The 14,912-nt window shown below is 43.0% G+C and carries 12 protein-coding genes; 3 read left to right on the forward strand and 9 right to left on the reverse strand.

The window, feature by feature from the left end:
* Window positions 1-175: 175 nt before the first annotated feature.
* Window positions 176-1,762: a bifunctional phosphoribosylaminoimidazolecarboxamide formyltransferase/IMP cyclohydrolase gene (purH, locus tag CQA40_RS04135; protein ID WP_115519675.1), complete on the reverse strand. Its 1,587-nt coding sequence runs from the start codon at window positions 1,760-1,762 to the stop codon at window positions 176-178.
* Window positions 1,763-1,771: 9 nt separating this feature from the next.
* Window positions 1,772-3,193, reverse strand: a complete 1,422-nt coding sequence (gene aspA / locus CQA40_RS04140) for an aspartate ammonia-lyase (protein WP_115519676.1) — start codon at window positions 3,191-3,193, stop codon at window positions 1,772-1,774.
* Window positions 3,194-3,713: 520 nt separating this feature from the next.
* On the opposite strand from aspA, the gene CQA40_RS04145 reads away from it, so the two are divergent.
* Window positions 3,714-5,240, forward strand: coding sequence for a DASS family sodium-coupled anion symporter (locus CQA40_RS04145; RefSeq protein ID WP_115519677.1), 1,527 nt, complete (start codon window positions 3,714-3,716; stop codon window positions 5,238-5,240).
* A 281-nt stretch (window positions 5,241-5,521) separates the two neighbouring features.
* Here CQA40_RS04145 and CQA40_RS04150 read toward each other — a convergent pair whose 3' ends face one another.
* From CQA40_RS04150 to CQA40_RS04160, 3 genes are all read right to left on the reverse strand, one after another.
* A complete protein-coding gene (locus tag CQA40_RS04150; protein ID WP_115519678.1) occupies window positions 5,522-6,760 on the reverse strand; it encodes an AI-2E family transporter in 1,239 nt (412 codons plus the stop codon).
* Window positions 6,761-6,910: 150 nt separating this feature from the next.
* A complete protein-coding gene (gene thiE, locus CQA40_RS04155) occupies window positions 6,911-7,585 on the reverse strand; it encodes a thiamine phosphate synthase (protein ID WP_115519679.1) in 675 nt (224 codons plus the stop codon).
* Between the two features lie 129 nt (window positions 7,586-7,714).
* Window positions 7,715-8,230, reverse strand: a complete 516-nt coding sequence (locus CQA40_RS04160; RefSeq protein WP_115519680.1) for a DinB family protein — start codon at window positions 8,228-8,230, stop codon at window positions 7,715-7,717.
* Between the two features lie 190 nt (window positions 8,231-8,420).
* Here CQA40_RS04160 and CQA40_RS04165 point away from each other — a divergent pair, with 190 nt between their 5' ends.
* Both CQA40_RS04165 and CQA40_RS04170 read left to right on the forward strand, forming a co-directional pair.
* On the forward strand, window positions 8,421-9,470 hold the full coding sequence (locus CQA40_RS04165; protein WP_115519681.1) for a diaminopimelate epimerase: 1,050 nt from the start codon (window positions 8,421-8,423) through the stop codon (window positions 9,468-9,470).
* Between the two features lie 220 nt (window positions 9,471-9,690).
* Window positions 9,691-10,305 carry a hypothetical protein gene (locus CQA40_RS04170; RefSeq protein WP_115519682.1) on the forward strand — a complete coding sequence of 205 codons (615 nt, stop codon included), beginning with the start codon at window positions 9,691-9,693 and terminating at the stop codon, window positions 10,303-10,305.
* Between the two features lie 300 nt (window positions 10,306-10,605).
* Here CQA40_RS04170 and CQA40_RS04175 read toward each other — a convergent pair whose 3' ends face one another.
* The 4 genes from CQA40_RS04175 to CQA40_RS04195 form a co-directional block, all read right to left on the reverse strand.
* Complete coding sequence (locus CQA40_RS04175) at window positions 10,606-11,376, reverse strand: ABC transporter substrate-binding protein (protein WP_115519695.1); 771 nt, start codon at window positions 11,374-11,376, stop codon at window positions 10,606-10,608.
* Between the two features lie 251 nt (window positions 11,377-11,627).
* Window positions 11,628-12,431, reverse strand: a complete 804-nt coding sequence (locus tag CQA40_RS04180) for an ABC transporter ATP-binding protein (protein WP_115519683.1) — start codon at window positions 12,429-12,431, stop codon at window positions 11,628-11,630.
* A 94-nt stretch (window positions 12,432-12,525) separates the two neighbouring features.
* Window positions 12,526-13,578: an iron ABC transporter permease gene (locus CQA40_RS04185; protein ID WP_115519684.1), complete on the reverse strand. Its 1,053-nt coding sequence runs from the start codon at window positions 13,576-13,578 to the stop codon at window positions 12,526-12,528.
* Window positions 13,579-14,138: 560 nt separating this feature from the next.
* Window positions 14,139-14,909 carry an enoyl-ACP reductase gene (locus CQA40_RS04195; protein ID WP_115519696.1) on the reverse strand — a complete coding sequence of 257 codons (771 nt, stop codon included), beginning with the start codon at window positions 14,907-14,909 and terminating at the stop codon, window positions 14,139-14,141.
* Window positions 14,910-14,912 lie beyond the last annotated feature (3 nt).

Here is a 14,912-nt window from a genome sequence, read left to right on the forward strand (position 1 = left end):
ATCTCTCCGCTTTTACTACCTTTTATTTTTATTACTTTGTAACTTTGTGGTTTTCCCTCTTTCCCCCACCTTGATTTTATTATTTCTTTTGATTCTCTGGCTTTGATTTTTTGGGCTTAAACTAGATTGCACCCCCTACACTTAAAGTGAAAATAGCAAAAATCTAGCCCAAAACCTAGTGCAAAAAGTGCCTAACCCCCGTGAAATATAGCGCGATATTGTGCTCATCTGCCGCTTCTATCACTTCGCTATCTCGCATACTTCCCCCCGGACAGATTACCGCGCTTACTCCCGCGCTTGCTGCTAAGTCAATACTATCTCTAAAAGGGAAAAACGCCTCGCTAGCTAGCACGCACCCGCGCACATCTAGCCCCATATCATTTGCCTTTGCCAATGCTGCCCTAGAGGCATCTACGCGACTTGTCATACCCATACCTATGGCGACTAGCGCACTATCTTTGACATAAGCGACACAATTTGACTTAGTAAGTGCGGCTATGGTGTAGGCGATTTCTAAGTCGATTTGCTCTTCTTTTGTGGCTTTTTTGTGGCTTTTTTGCTCCGCGTTTGCTACCTCATCTGTTTTCACACTATCGCTTTGCTGATAGACAAACCCACCCTCGATTCGCTTAAAATCATAGCTAGATTTTGGCAGGGATAGTTTATCTTGTTTGGTGATGAAAATCTTTTGGCGTTTTTTGGTGGATAAAATCTCTAGCGCACCTTGCGTGATGTCGCACGCTACAAGCACTTCTATGTATGTTTTAGACATTTCTTGTGCTAGCTCTTCATTGATTGTGCCATTTATTGCTACTACGCCTCCATAGGCACTTACGCTATCGCACTTTAGCGCGGAAGTGTAGGCTTCAAGCAGTGTAGGCTTTAGGGCAAACCCACAAGGATTGCCGTGCTTGATGATAGAGATAGCGTGTAGATTTTGCTTGGTGTTAAAAGCACTTGCTAGCTTGATTGCTGCATTCATATCTGTTAGGTTATTGAAGCTTGCCTCGCCCTTTAGCGTGTAAAAATGCTTCGTGTAAAAATCGCTTATATGTGGCATTTCATAGAGTGCGCCTTTTTGGTGTGGATTTTCGCCATAGCGCGTTTGGCATACTTTGCGCCCATAGATAAACTCCCACTCCCCAAAGCCCTCATTAAATCGTTCATTCATATAGTTTGCTATCATCGCGTCATAGTGCGCTGTGTGGCAAAAAGCCTTTATCATCATTTCTTTGCGAAACTCTATCGTGTTTTGATTGGATTTTAGCTTTTCTATGGCTAGGGGATAGTCGCTAGGGCTTGTAAGCACTAGCACGCTAGCATATCCTTTGGCACTAGAGCGCACAAGCGTTGGTCCTCCTATGTCGATATTTTCGATGATTTCGTCAAAGTCATCGGTGCGCTGTGTCGTGGCAAAAAACGGATATAGATTCACGCACACTAGGCTAATGTCTTCTATGCCGTTTTGTAGTGCGGCTTTGCAGTCGCTTTCATTATCGCGCCGATAGAGTATGCCCCCGTGAATCTTTGGGTGGAGGGTTTTTACCCTCCCATCAAAAAGCTCGGGGCTTTGTGTATACTCACTCACTTCAGTTGCTTGCAATCCTGCTTGCTTGAGTGTGGATAGCGTGCCTCCTGTGGATAGTATCTCATAGCCTAGCTTTACTAGCTCGCTAGCAAAATCTACTATCCCTGATTTATCACTTACGCTTAGGAGTGCTTTTAGTTTTGTGGTGTTTTTCGCGTCTTTGTTAGAATCCATTTTTTGCCTTTATTTCTTTTTTGTAATCTCATCACGCGTTAGGTGTGGATTTAGCATATTTTGTGGGGTTAGGATATTATCTAGCTCCTCTTTGCTTAGCAGTCCCCGCTCCAAAGCCAAGTCATACACGCGTTTGCCCGTATTTAGTGCTTCTTTGGCGATAGAGGCGGAGTTTTCATAGCCTATGTAAGGATTTAGCGCAGTTACGATTCCTATGGAATTATAGACAAAATCGCTGCAGATTTGCTCATTTGCGGTGATTCCATCGATACATTTATCCGCGAGTGTTTTCATCGCTTTTTCAAGCATAACGATGCTATTAAAGAGGCTATATGCGATGACAGGCTCAAAGACATTTAGCTGGAGCTGCCCGCCCTCGCTAGCAAAGGTAACGGTCACATCAGAGCCGATGACAAAAAAGCACACTTGATTTACCACCTCTGGGATAACAGGATTTACCTTGCCCGGCATTATGGAGCTTCCGGGCTGCATTTTTGGGAGGTTGATTTCATTTAGCCCGCATTTGGGACCACTACTTAGCAAGCGCAAGTCGTTGCAGACTTTGGATAGCTTGGCACTTACGCGCTTTAGCACACCACTGATTTGGACATACGCGCCTGTGTCTTGGGTAGCCTCTATCAAGTCGCCTGCCACGATATAGTCGTGTCCGCTTACTTCACGGAGCTTTTTTTCTACCACTTTTGGATAGTCGGGGTGGGAGTTTATACCCGTGCCGATAGCTGTGCCTCCCATATTGATTTCAAGCACGAGTTTTCTCGCCTCTAGCACGCGCTGTATGTCCTCGCCCATCATCACTGCAAATGTCTGAAATTCCCTGCCTAAAGTCATAGGCACGGCGTCTTGGAGCTGGGTGCGCCCCATTTTTAGCACATTTTCAAACTCTTTTGCCTTGCGTTCATAAGCCTTTTTCAAATGCTCCATAGCCTTTGCCAAATCGCTTAGATAATCGTGTAGTGCCATTCTTAGCGCGGTAGGATAGGCGTCATTGGTGCTTTGGCTTAGATTTACGTGGTCATTTGGGTGGAGGTATTGATACTCGCCCTTTTTGTGTCCCAAAATCTCTAGCCCGATGTTTGCGATGACTTCGTTTGCATTCATATTGGTGCTTGTGCCCGCACCGCCTTGAAACATATCCACCACAAATTGGTCATAATATCCGCCCTCAATGATTTTATCACACGCGCTCACAATGGCGTCTTTGATAGATTTATCAAGTAGCCCTAGCTCAAAGTTTGCAAGCGCAGCTGCCTTTTTCACGCGTGCGAGATTGCGCACAAAGCGCGGAAAATTCCCGAGTCTGTCGTGAGAAATGTTGAAATTCTCAACCGCTCTAAAAGTCTGCACCCCATAATACAAACTATCATCAATCTCTAGCTCGCCGATAAAATCGTGCTCTTTTCGTGTCGCCATTTTTACTCCTTTTACTCCTTAAAATTTGCTTTTGAAAGCCTAAAAACCACATAGTATAGTAAAGATTCTATTATAGCGCGTAAATCTGTGTAGAAATCCTATCTCAAAAGTTTTTGATTTTACCTTTTGATTTTGTTGCTTTGGATTTTATCGCTTGTGCTTTATCATTGATAAAAATCACACAAACTGCTTAAGGGAGCAAAATTACCAAAAATCACAAAAACCACAAAGAATCGCCAAAACCACCAAAATAAAAGGTTAAAAAATTTTTTACACAAAGGTTACAAAATCTCTCAAAGCTAGAAAAAATCCTCATTTTTCATTGAATATGTCCAAAAACAATGAAATAAAAGCGCGTTTTTTTTTTTTTTGTAGATATAATTTGCCTGCGCTTTTGTAAGCACCGCACTTTAGTAGCCACTAGCACAAAAACATATAAAGTTTTTGGTGGTTTTAAGTGATTTACAAGCTGTGGTTTTACAAATCGCAAAATCTTTGGATAGAGAAAGGAGACTCCCTTATGGAAAAGGACAAAGTGGCGTTTTTTGCTAAGCTCTTTGCACCTGTGGTGTTTGGGCTTATCATATTTATTTTGCCAAAGTTTTGGGGCGTAGATGCGCCTGAAGGCTGCTCTTATAACGCGTGGATTTATTTCGCCGTGTTTATGGGGCTTATTTTGGGGCTGATTTTAGAGCCCATTCCGCCTGCGTTTATCGGCGTGATAGCTATCGTCATAGCAGTGGTGCTGCGACTTGGACCAAAAGATTCTGGACTTGTCGATGCCAAAATCACTGCGGCAGCTGCGCTAAATTGGGGTATTAGTGGATTTTCTAACGCGGTTGTGTGGCTTATCTTTGCTGCATTTACCATAGGCTTAGGATTTTCCAAAACAGGGCTTGGCGAGCGACTAGCACTATATCTTGTAAGCAAGCTAGGGCGAAGCACACTAGGGCTAGGCTATGCCATTGCGCTAGTGGATTTAATCCTCGCTCCATTTATCCCAAGCAATGCGGCTAGAAGCGGTGGCTCTGTGTATCCTGTCGTAACGAGTATCGCGCCTATGTTTGACTCTCACCCTGATAAAAATCCGCGCAAAATCGGTGCGTATCTCATCTGGGTAGGGCTAGCAAGTGCGTGCGTATCTAGCTCAATCTTCCTTACAGGGCAAGCTCCAAACCCACTCGCACTTACCCAAATCGAAAAGGGTGGTGCGCAAGTGGTGGATTGGGTAAGCTGGTTTTTGGCGTTTTTGCCTGTGGGGATTATTTTGTTCCTCATTACGCCGATTTTGGCTTATGTCATCTATCCGCCTGAAGTAAAGGGAAGCAAAGAAGTCGTTACTTGGGCGAAAGAAAAGTATGCCGCGCTTGGTAAGATTACCCGTCCGCAGATTTTTATGATTATCATCGCACTTATCGGGCTTGTGCTATGGGTAGGCGGGAGCTTTTTCCCAAAGAGCGCGCTTTATAACCTAAACGCGACAACTACCGCACTCCTAATGATAGTGCTAATGGTGGCGGCTAAGTGTATCACTTGGCAGGATTTCTTAGGCAACAAGCCTGCTTGGAATACGCTTGTGTGGTTTGCTACACTTGTGGCTATGGCTGGTGGGCTAAACAATGTGGGCTTTATCGCTTGGCTAGCAAATCTTTTTGATGGCAAGTTTGATGGCGTAGAGCCTATCGTGGCGATTATCGCACTTGTGTTAGCGTTTTCTTGGTTGCGCTATTTCTTTGCCTCTGGGACAGCGTATGTAACAGCGGTAATGCTTATCTTTGTAACGCTCGTGCAATCAATCCCCGGGCTAGATGTCAATAAGACACTCTTGCTTCTTATCTTGCCTATGGGCTTTATGGGGATTATCACTCCGTATGGCACAGGGTGCAGCCCGCTATGGTTTGGCTCTCACTATATCAAAGGACCGACATTCTTCTTGCTTGGCGGTATCTTTGCAGCGATTTATATGGTAATCTATCTGCTTGTGGGAATCCCTTGGATAGATTTCATTATGCCAAATCTTAGCTTGCACGGCGGAGCTGCTGCTTAAAGGCTTTTAAGACAACGCATTTAGCTAGAATTTGATTCTAGCTTTAGGGCACTAGGCGCAAGAAATTTGTGTCTAGTGCCTTTTTTATTGCCCAATTTTTGCGAGGGGCTGGGGGTGTGGATTTAGCGCAAGAGGGTTTGTGTGTGGGCTTTGTGCGATTGGATTTTGTGCAAGAGATTCTATGTTAGGGGGCTTTTATGTTATGTGAGAGAGGGCTTTGGTGTTTGGGTGTTTAGATTGCTTGGCTTTTAGTGCGCTTGGGGTGTGCTTTTAGACTTGGTTTAGGCGAAATCTCTCTCATAGATTCTAAGCAACGCGATAAAAAACACGCTAATAGCAGGACCAAAGATAATCCCCCAAAATCCAAACGCTCCAAGCCCTGCAAAAATGGCAAAAAATATCACAAATTCACTCACTTCTAGTGGCTTATCAAGCAGTTTTTTATTTACTATGCGAATCAAAAATGGCTTGACTACGCTATCGATGATAAATGCTATAAACACCACGCTATATACTGCCAAAAACACTGCAGCAAAAAGATTTCCCTGCGCAAAAAGCAGGGCACAAGTAGGAAGCCACACTAGCACACCACCGATGATAGGGATAAGAGAGCAAATCCCATAAAGCAGTCCCAAAAGCACTCCATCAAGCCCAAACGCCCACGCACACACTCCAAACGCCACGCCTTGTAAGCAGACATTTAGAATCGTAGAGAAAAACACCACTCTAAGCACGCCATTTATCTCGCCTGCGACAAGGGCGATTTGCTCACTTTTGAATGGCAAAATCCGCTCCATATATTTATAAATCCGCCCTCCATAATAAAAAAACACAAACAAAAACACTGCGATAAAACAAATATCTATGACAAAGCTTACACTGCTCATAAGCACATAAGAGGCGATTTTGGTGGCATTTGCCACGATAGAGGATAGAGAAAACTTTGATAAAAGGTTTTCTTCTAACGGTAGATTTGCTTTAATCGGTATGAGGGATAGAATCTGTGTGATTTTGTCATTTGCTTGTTGGTATAGCGATTGGGCTTGTAGCCAATCAACGCTAAGAAGCGATAACGCCCCAAGATGAATGATAAAAAACAGCGGCACGATGATTAGCAAAAGTAGCACACATACGCTAAGAAGCGAAGACAAAGCGTTGCTTTTGATAAAGGCAGAAAACCACTGCTTGATAAAATAGCTAGCGATACATAGCAATGCTGCTATACAAAGGGCGTTTAAAAACGCATAATAAAGCCACGCCATAAGAGCTAGCGAAACACAAAAAGCAAGCCCAAAAAACACTTGCGCACGAAAAGAGTGATAAGGATTTTTTGCTAAATTTTGCGCACTTTTTGTGGGCTGTGAAGTTTGTGGTGATTGGTTTGGTGTGTTGTCTTTTGGTGTGCTTTGTGTCAAATCTTGTGTGTTTTGCGCTTCTTGTGCATTTGGTAGGGATTTTGGCTTAGGGTTGTTGTAAATTTTGCTTGAGATTTTGTCCAAAATTTTGTTTAGGATTTTCATAAGATTCCTTTTTGTGCTCTTTTGGCTATTTTAGCTGTTGTTTTAGCATTGCTTTGTTTGTAGCTTGCTTGCTGTTTGACTTTAGCCCTGCTTTTTGTCTTTACACCTGCTTTTGTAAGTCGTTTTTGTGGTGGTTTTTGACAAAGACTCTTAGGGCTTAGATTTTGGTTTTAGACTTTGCTTTAGATTTTGCGTGGCTTGCTTTGGATTTGGCGAGTTCATTATCGCGCTTACCACTGCTACTCCTGCTATGTTTGTGCTTGCTAGAGAGTGGATATTTGCCTCATTTATCCCACCGATAGCCACTATGGGCAAGTCTTTTGAGATTTTTTGGGAGACTTGCTCTATGATACTAGCTAGTCCGTCTATGCCTATGATAAGTGCGTCTGCTTTGCTTTGTGTGGGATATATCGCGCCTACTCCTAGATAGTCTGCGCTGATTAAATCTTTTGCTAGCTCATCTACTTCATTTAGCTTATTTACACTCACACCCAAAATCTTATCCTCACCCAAAATCCTCCTAGCCACTTGGAGGGGCAAATCGTGTTTGACACCGATATGCGCTCCGCTTGCACCACACGCTAGAGCTATGTCTATCCTGTCATTGATGATAAGCGGGGTGGAGTGTCTATCACAAAGTGCCTTTAGCTTGCAAGCAAGGGCGTAAAACTCGTGCGAGCTAAGGTGCTTTTCTCGCAGTTGCACTATGCCTACCCCACCTTGCAGTGCCTCATCAACTATGCCCAAAAACTCCTCATCGCTCCTCTCTCCCTTGCTAGCGACAAGATATAGGCTAAGATTTTGCGTGATATTTTTTCGTGCCAAAGGATTCCCTGGATTTTGGATTGCGTGATTTTGGGGCTTTTGGGCTTTGGAAGTAGATTTTGGGTTTTCTACTTTTGTGGCGTATTTATCTTGGCTTTTTTCTGGATTTGGACTACCAAAGATTTTGGCTTAGATTCCAAGTGCGCCGTTAAAGTCGTTTTGCACACCTAGTGTGTCAAGCACGGAGGCTATCATACCTCTGTGGTGCGTGCCGTGATTGAGTATCCCAAAGATGAATTGATACACAGGCTTTTTCATCGCTCCCCACGGGAAAGCTAGCTCTTTTATCGCGCCAAAGTCGCCTATCCCCTCAATCACTTGCAAAATATAGCTATCGATTTCCTCCCTTGCGGCAAAAAGATTTGTCGCGTCATTTGCTATCTCGCTTTTGAGGGCGAAAGGAGATTCTAGCATTGCCTCAATTTTGCTCGCACTTGGTGGATTCTCACAAAAAGACGCAAAATAGTCTTTGAAAAAGCTCGCATCGCCTGTGGTGTAATGCACCATAGTGCCAATAATGGACTTGTAATAAAGCCCCCTGTCTTTGTGCAACGCTACCTCATCTAAATCCTCAAGCACCTCTATCATCGCGCTATTTGCGCTTTGGTTATACCTGCCCATAAGTAGCAGTATGTCTTTTTGCATTGTTTCTCCTTATTTTTCTACATCTTGGTATTTCTATGAAAAGCACACAAAACACACCAAAAACACTCAAATACGCTACAATTCTAACACCTAAAACTTAAATATTGGACGAATTTTGTAAATTTATATGCCAAGAATGACAAAAAAGCGCGAAAAGTAACAACAAAAACTTAAAACAAGGAGCGACACGATGAGCAAAACCCCGCAAATGCAAACAATCACTCTGCATAAATACTGCGCAAATGGCAATGATTTCCTTATCTTTCATACGATTGCGGAAGCGGATTTTAGCTCGCTTGCTGTTAGGCTTTGTGATAGGTTTCGTGGCATAGGAGCAGATGGGCTAGTGGTGGTGCTTCCAAATGACACAAGCGGGCAAAATACTGCGTATAAATGGGATTTTTATAACTCTGATGGGAGCAGGGCAAATATGTGTGGAAGTGCGAGCAGATGCGTGGGGCATTATGCCTTTGGAGCGGGGCTAGCAAAGCAAAGGCATAGCTTTCTAAGTGGCGCAGGTGTCATAGACATAGAAGTAAATGGCGACATCGTGCAGGCAAATCTAGGGAAATTTCACAGCTTAAAAAAACTTGGCACGCTAAAAGAGATTGTGCTTTTGCGGGATATTACCGAGTATATGACAAAGATTCAGTCTTCGCAGACTTCACTAAAGGCGATAAAAGAATCCAAAGATTCTAGTATGGATATGGCACTGCGATGGGCGATAGGGGATTTTGGCGGGGAGGAGCTAGATGGCGAGTTTGGGAGGGACTTTGTAGAGGAGAGTGAAAAGCTAGCTAGAGATTGCCTTGATACGCTTGAGACACTCAAAAATAGCCAATGGTTTTCTCTAAATACAGGCGTGCCTCATCTTGTGTGTTTTCTGCCAGCGCACTTGCTACCAAAGGCTAGAGATACCGCGCAAGCAAAGCCGATTTTGGCAATACTTAGAGATAAATTTGATGCAAATATCACTATCGCACACAAAATCGATGATAAGCGCGTGGAGTTTGCTACTTATGAGCGGGGTGTAGAGGGAGTAACGCTATCTTGTGGTAGCGGTATGGCAGCTGCGCTTGTGGTGGGGTATCGGTTTTATGGAGTGGATAGCAGTGCTAGGCTTATCCCACCTAGTGGAGAGCCAGCACAAGCTAGCGAGGATAGCAATGGCTGCGTGTCTCTAAGGGGTGCGGTATCTCATATCGCTACCTGCATAGTAGATGAAGCCTTGCTAAAGTGAATTTAGAATATTTGAGAGTGAATATTTAGCGTGTTTTTGCAAAAAATATCGTGCAATCCAAACCAAAATCGCCACAAAAAACCAAAAATATCGCGAAATACTACAAAAACAGCACCAAAACACGACTAAGTAATGTGATATTTGTGATTTTTTGTAAAAAAAGTGTTAGAATCTAGTTTTTGGCTAGAAAGCTAAATACAACAACCAAAAGGAGTAAGTAATGAAAAAGTCAGGCAGAATCTCTATGTTTGCAGGAGTGGCGTTTGGAGTGGCACTTGCAGGAAGTCTAGCTAGTTTACAAGCCCTCACTACCGAGCAATCAGCCCAAATCCAAAAACACAAGCAAGACCAAACGCAAAGATATATCCAAGATATACAAAACGCGTTTAAATCAAGGATAAGCTCCCTAGAATCTATCCTAAAGGTTATCCTAAAAGCCGAGCAGAAAAATCGCTCAAAAACTGACAACCTTATCGGTAGTGGCTATGAGCATTTTTATAGCAAGTTTAAAGACAAAAATGAAAATATGAAAGAGATAGAAAAATGGCATAACGAAACTATGCAGCAAACAAAAACAAAGGCTAGAGAATCTGCGCAAAAATATGGAGCTATAAGCGATTTTGGTGCGTTTGAAGCTGCTCTAGCAAAAATCTCTAGCCCGTTTTTGGCTAAACTAGAGCAGGCAAAAAAAGAGCTACAATCTAACGAAGAGCAAGAATCCATATATAGAGAGAAGATGGGGTGGATTTTGCAAGAGTTTGAAAACGAGCATACAGAGATAATGGCTGGTGCTTATGACGCATTTAGCGAGAAAATCGAAGCGATTCACAAGTAGGCTTTTGTTTTTTGACTTGTTTTTGCGGGGACTTAGCTTGTTTTTTTGAGTGTGGCTTGTTTGTCAAGCCCGCTTAGATTTGGGCTGTTAGCTTTTTTGTTTTGTAATATTTGAGTGAAGCGTAATGTCCCTACTTGCATATTTTATTTTTTGGATATTTCGCTACGCTCAATATGACAAATACTCTTTAATGTAACAAAACGCTTAATTCCCCACTCAAACGACAAAAATCCCTCACACTACAAAACTTCTAAACCCAATTAAATATCACAAAACCTCTTAAATATATCAATCTTGACACTATTTTGTCGCGCTATCTAGCGTGGATTTTAGGTCTTTTATGCCATCTACTATGGTGGGGCTTACGCGAAGTAGTCTATGTGCCTTTGGGTATGTAAAAATCGCGTTGTTTTTGTAGGCTTTTAGGTTTTTTAGTGCTGGATTTTGAGCGATGAGGGTGGATATATCATTTGCTTGCACACCAAGTATGAGTATGTCTGGGTCGGCTTTTAGCAGAAATTCATTTGAGAGTATGGGGCGGGCGACATTGGTAGCGATAGTTTTGTTTTGTAGCCCTAGCAAGCGCAAAATATCTGCAATTACGGAGTTGTCATTAAACGCCATTAGGGGATTGCTACTATATAGAAATATCACGCTTTTTTGTGGCTTTTGGCTTTGTTGTGTGGCTTGGAGGGAATTTATCTCACGCTTTGTTTTGTCTATGAGCTGCGCTCCTTTTGCTTCCTCGCCTAGCAGGGTGGCGATTTTGGCGATATTTTCATACATATCTTCTAGTCTATCTGCTTGTAGATATGCTGTTTGAATCCCTAGATTTTCTAGCCTCTCTTTTAGCCCGAGCGAGTATAGACTCAAAATCACAAGAGTGGGCTTTAGTGATAAAATCTTTTCTACCGATGGGTTAGAAAAGCTCCCCACACTTGGTAGCTTTGAAGTGTGCTCTTGGGGGTAGATATGGGATTGTTGCATTGTGGCGATTGCTTTTATGCTATCTTGCTTGCCAAGTAGGTAGATGATTTCGATACTTGCGGGGTCTAGCACGACTAGCCTCATCTCTTTTGTTTGATTTGATTGTGGGCTAGCTTTGGTTTTAGTATTTGTGGCGGTGTTTTGAAGTGCTAGTGCGTGCGTGCCAAATGCTCCAAGCAGTGCCACTACCAAAATCTGCCATAGCTTTTTGTGCGATTTATTGCGTGATTTTTTGCAAAAGTTCGTGCGTAAGTGTTTGCGCAGGTTTTGCAAGCCTTTAGGCAAAATCTGCAAAAATATATTGCCTATATCGTTTTTTGTGCTGTTTTTATCACTCATTGTGGATTCTCCTTATTTGGTTTTAGAGGTAGGACAAATGGAATCTCTTTGCCACAAGCCATTTCATAAATCACTTTGCAGTCTAGCCCATACACTTCCTCTAAAATCTTAGGGGTAAAAAGCTCTTTTGGGCTACCTTGCGCGTAGATTTGCCCATCTTTTAGCAAGATGATATTTTTGCAAAAAAGCGAGGCTAGATTCAAGTCGTGCAGGACTGCTACGATAGCGATACTGCGTGATAAAAGCCCCTCACAAAGCCCTAGCAGCTCTAAGGCATAGCTCATATCTAGCGCACTTGTTGGCTCATCTAGTAGCAAAATCTTTGGATTTTTTAGCAGTGCCCTGCCAAGCAAGACACGTTGAAACTCCCCACCGCTAAGGCTTAAAATATCGCGCTGCAAAAACCGCTCTATATCCAAATCCCTAGCCACTGATTCTACTTGTGCTTTGTCGCTACTATCATAGTCGCCAAACGCCTTCTTAAGCGCGCTATATCGCCCCATAAGCAAAAAGTCCATTACAAGCAGTGGCGAATTTATGGCGGATTTTTGGGGGACAAAGCCGATAAGGGAAGCTAGGGATTTTATGTCATACTCTTTTATGTTTTTGCCCAAAATCTCTATCTCTCCTTTGGCAGGGGCTAAAAATCCTAGTATGTTTTTTATGAGCGTGCTTTTGCCTGAGCCATTTGCACCCAAAATCCCTACAAAATCCCCGCTTTGCACAGCAAAGCTAATGTCTTGCAAAATCGGGGTTTTGCCATAAGAAAAACTTAGATTTTTTACAGATATGGATTCCATAAGATTTGCCACTTCCTTGCCATTTCTTTAATCACTGCCTTATCACTTGCGTAAATCATTTGCAAAACCCACTTGCCAATCACAAATGCGACTTCTAGAGTCTAGCTGACTTTAGTGCGAGATACAAAAATATAGGCGCACCAAAAAACGCTGTGATGATTCCGATGGGAATCTCAAATGATTGCACACTTCGCGCGATAGTATCGCAAAAAAGCAAAAATAGCCCACCAAGTCCCGTGCATAATGGCAGGACAAGGGCATTGTTATAATCACGCAGAGCAAGCCGAACAATGTGAGGGATAATAAGCCCCACAAAGCCGATAAGCCCGCTAAAAGCCACACCAAAGCTAACACTTAAGCTAGAAATGATGAGTAGATTTCGCTTTAGCTTTTTTGCATCTAGCCCTAGATTTTTTGCCTCCTCATCGCCACTTAGGATTATGTTTAGTCCATTCCTATGAGCGTAGAAATACCCTAGACACACCACAAGCACCGCGCTTAAAATCCATACTTTATACCACGCGCTCAATCCCAGATAGCCCATAAGCCACGCTATGATTTTGAAGCTTGACTCACCGATGATATACATAAATAGCGAGCTAATCGCACCCAAAAACGAGCTAATAGCGATGCCAATGATTAGTAGCGTAGTGATATTTGCCCTCTCTTGCAGGGCAAAGATAAGTAGCGAGAATGTAGCACAGCACACAAACCCCACCACACCATAATACACATCATCAAGCCCGATAAAATGCGCTAGCACCGCCCCAAAAGTCGCAGCAGAAGCGATACCGATGATATATGGGTCTGCGATTGGGTTTGCAAAGATACTCTGCGTAACTGCACCAGATGAAGCTAGTAGCGCACCGATAAGCACTGCTAGGAGGATTCTAGGCATTCTCACTTCCCACAAAATCCTAGAATCGCTAGAAAGTGAGCCAGAGTCAAATCCAAAATCTAGCCCTATACCAAAAATCGCCCTACAAAGCCTAGCCACTCCCCACACCTCATCACTATCGCCAAGCACAAGTGCCACTAAGCCACATAGACAAAATCCTAGCGCGATACAAACACTCAAAATCCAAACGCGATTGTAGCGGGGCGGGTGTTTTTGTGGTGTGGCTTGCTTGGTTTGTATTGGCTGCATATTTTTCCTTATGTTTTTGTTTGGGTTTGATGAGGTTTTAGCAGATTTTGGCTTGGTTTCTCTTTTTGGTTATTCGCATTTTTGGCGTGATTATGAGAAAAACAAAAAATGATACAAAATATTATTTATAACTCTCTTATAATTTGCTTAAATTTTGATTTAAATTTTGCAAAATGTTGGATTTTGTGAAGTGATTTGCGTAAGTTTTGCCAAAAAAGCAAAGCCAAAAACAAAGCAGGCGCAAAAAGCGCAAATAAAATCAAATGGAGCAAAAAGAGTATCAAATAAAGCGTGGAGAAGTATAAAAAGCGCAAGGAAAGCTAAATCTATAAGAATCAAAAAAATGGTTTGGTGGATTTTGCTTGTAGATTTTGGTGGCTTGTCCTAGTTGTTTGCCCTAAATAAATGCTTTTGCTAGGATTTGATTTTGCTTAAAAGCTAGCAAAACACCCTAAATAGCCACGACAAATACAACAACTAAATCTGCCAAATATTTCAAAAGCCAACAATAAAGATTTTGGCAAAATCTTGCCGAAATCCCACTAAAATCCCATTTAAGGCTACTTAAATGTCGTGCCACCATCAATTACGATTGTTTGTCCTGTGAGCCACGCACTTTGGGCATTATCACAGAGGAAATACGCCGCACCTGCTAAATCTTGTGGCGTCCCCATTCGGTTTAGCGGGGATTGCTCTTCCACTTTGGCTCGCACTTCGGCATAGTCTGGGAATGCCCTAAGCGCGTCTGTATCGATAGGACCGCCACTCACGGCATTTACGCGGATTCCCCATTCGCCTAGCTCGGCTGCGGCGTATTTCACCATTGTTTCTACGGCGTTTTTAGAGTTGCCGTGCCCTGCGTAGTTTGGCATATACACGAGATTGCCCGTAGAGCTTAGCGACACGATTGCCCCGCCTCCTACTTCTTTCATTCGTTTTGCCGCTTCTTGCGCACCTACGACAAACGCTAGCACGGTGGCAGTGTAGATATTATTGAGCCCTCTTGGACGCAATCGCATAAAAGGACCAAACCCGCCTGCTACGCTTTTGCCATAAATGATTGCATTGGAGACAAAAAAATCCACGCGTGAAAAATCCACATCAATCTTGCTAAAAAGCTCGACATACTGCTCTGGCTCGAGCACATTTAGCGGGTAAAATCGCGCTTTTATGCCGTATTTGGATTCTACATCGCTAGCGATTTTATTTGCTTCTTCTTCGTTTTTGTTGTAAGTGAAAGCCACATTCACGCCATTTTGGGCGAATTTATACAAAATCGCCTTGCCTATGCCTCTTGTCGCTCCACTTATGACAAGCGTCTTGCCTTTCATCTC

The organism is Helicobacter sp. MIT 01-3238 (assembly GCF_003364135.1).
Taxonomy (GTDB): domain Bacteria; phylum Campylobacterota; class Campylobacteria; order Campylobacterales; family Helicobacteraceae; genus Helicobacter_B.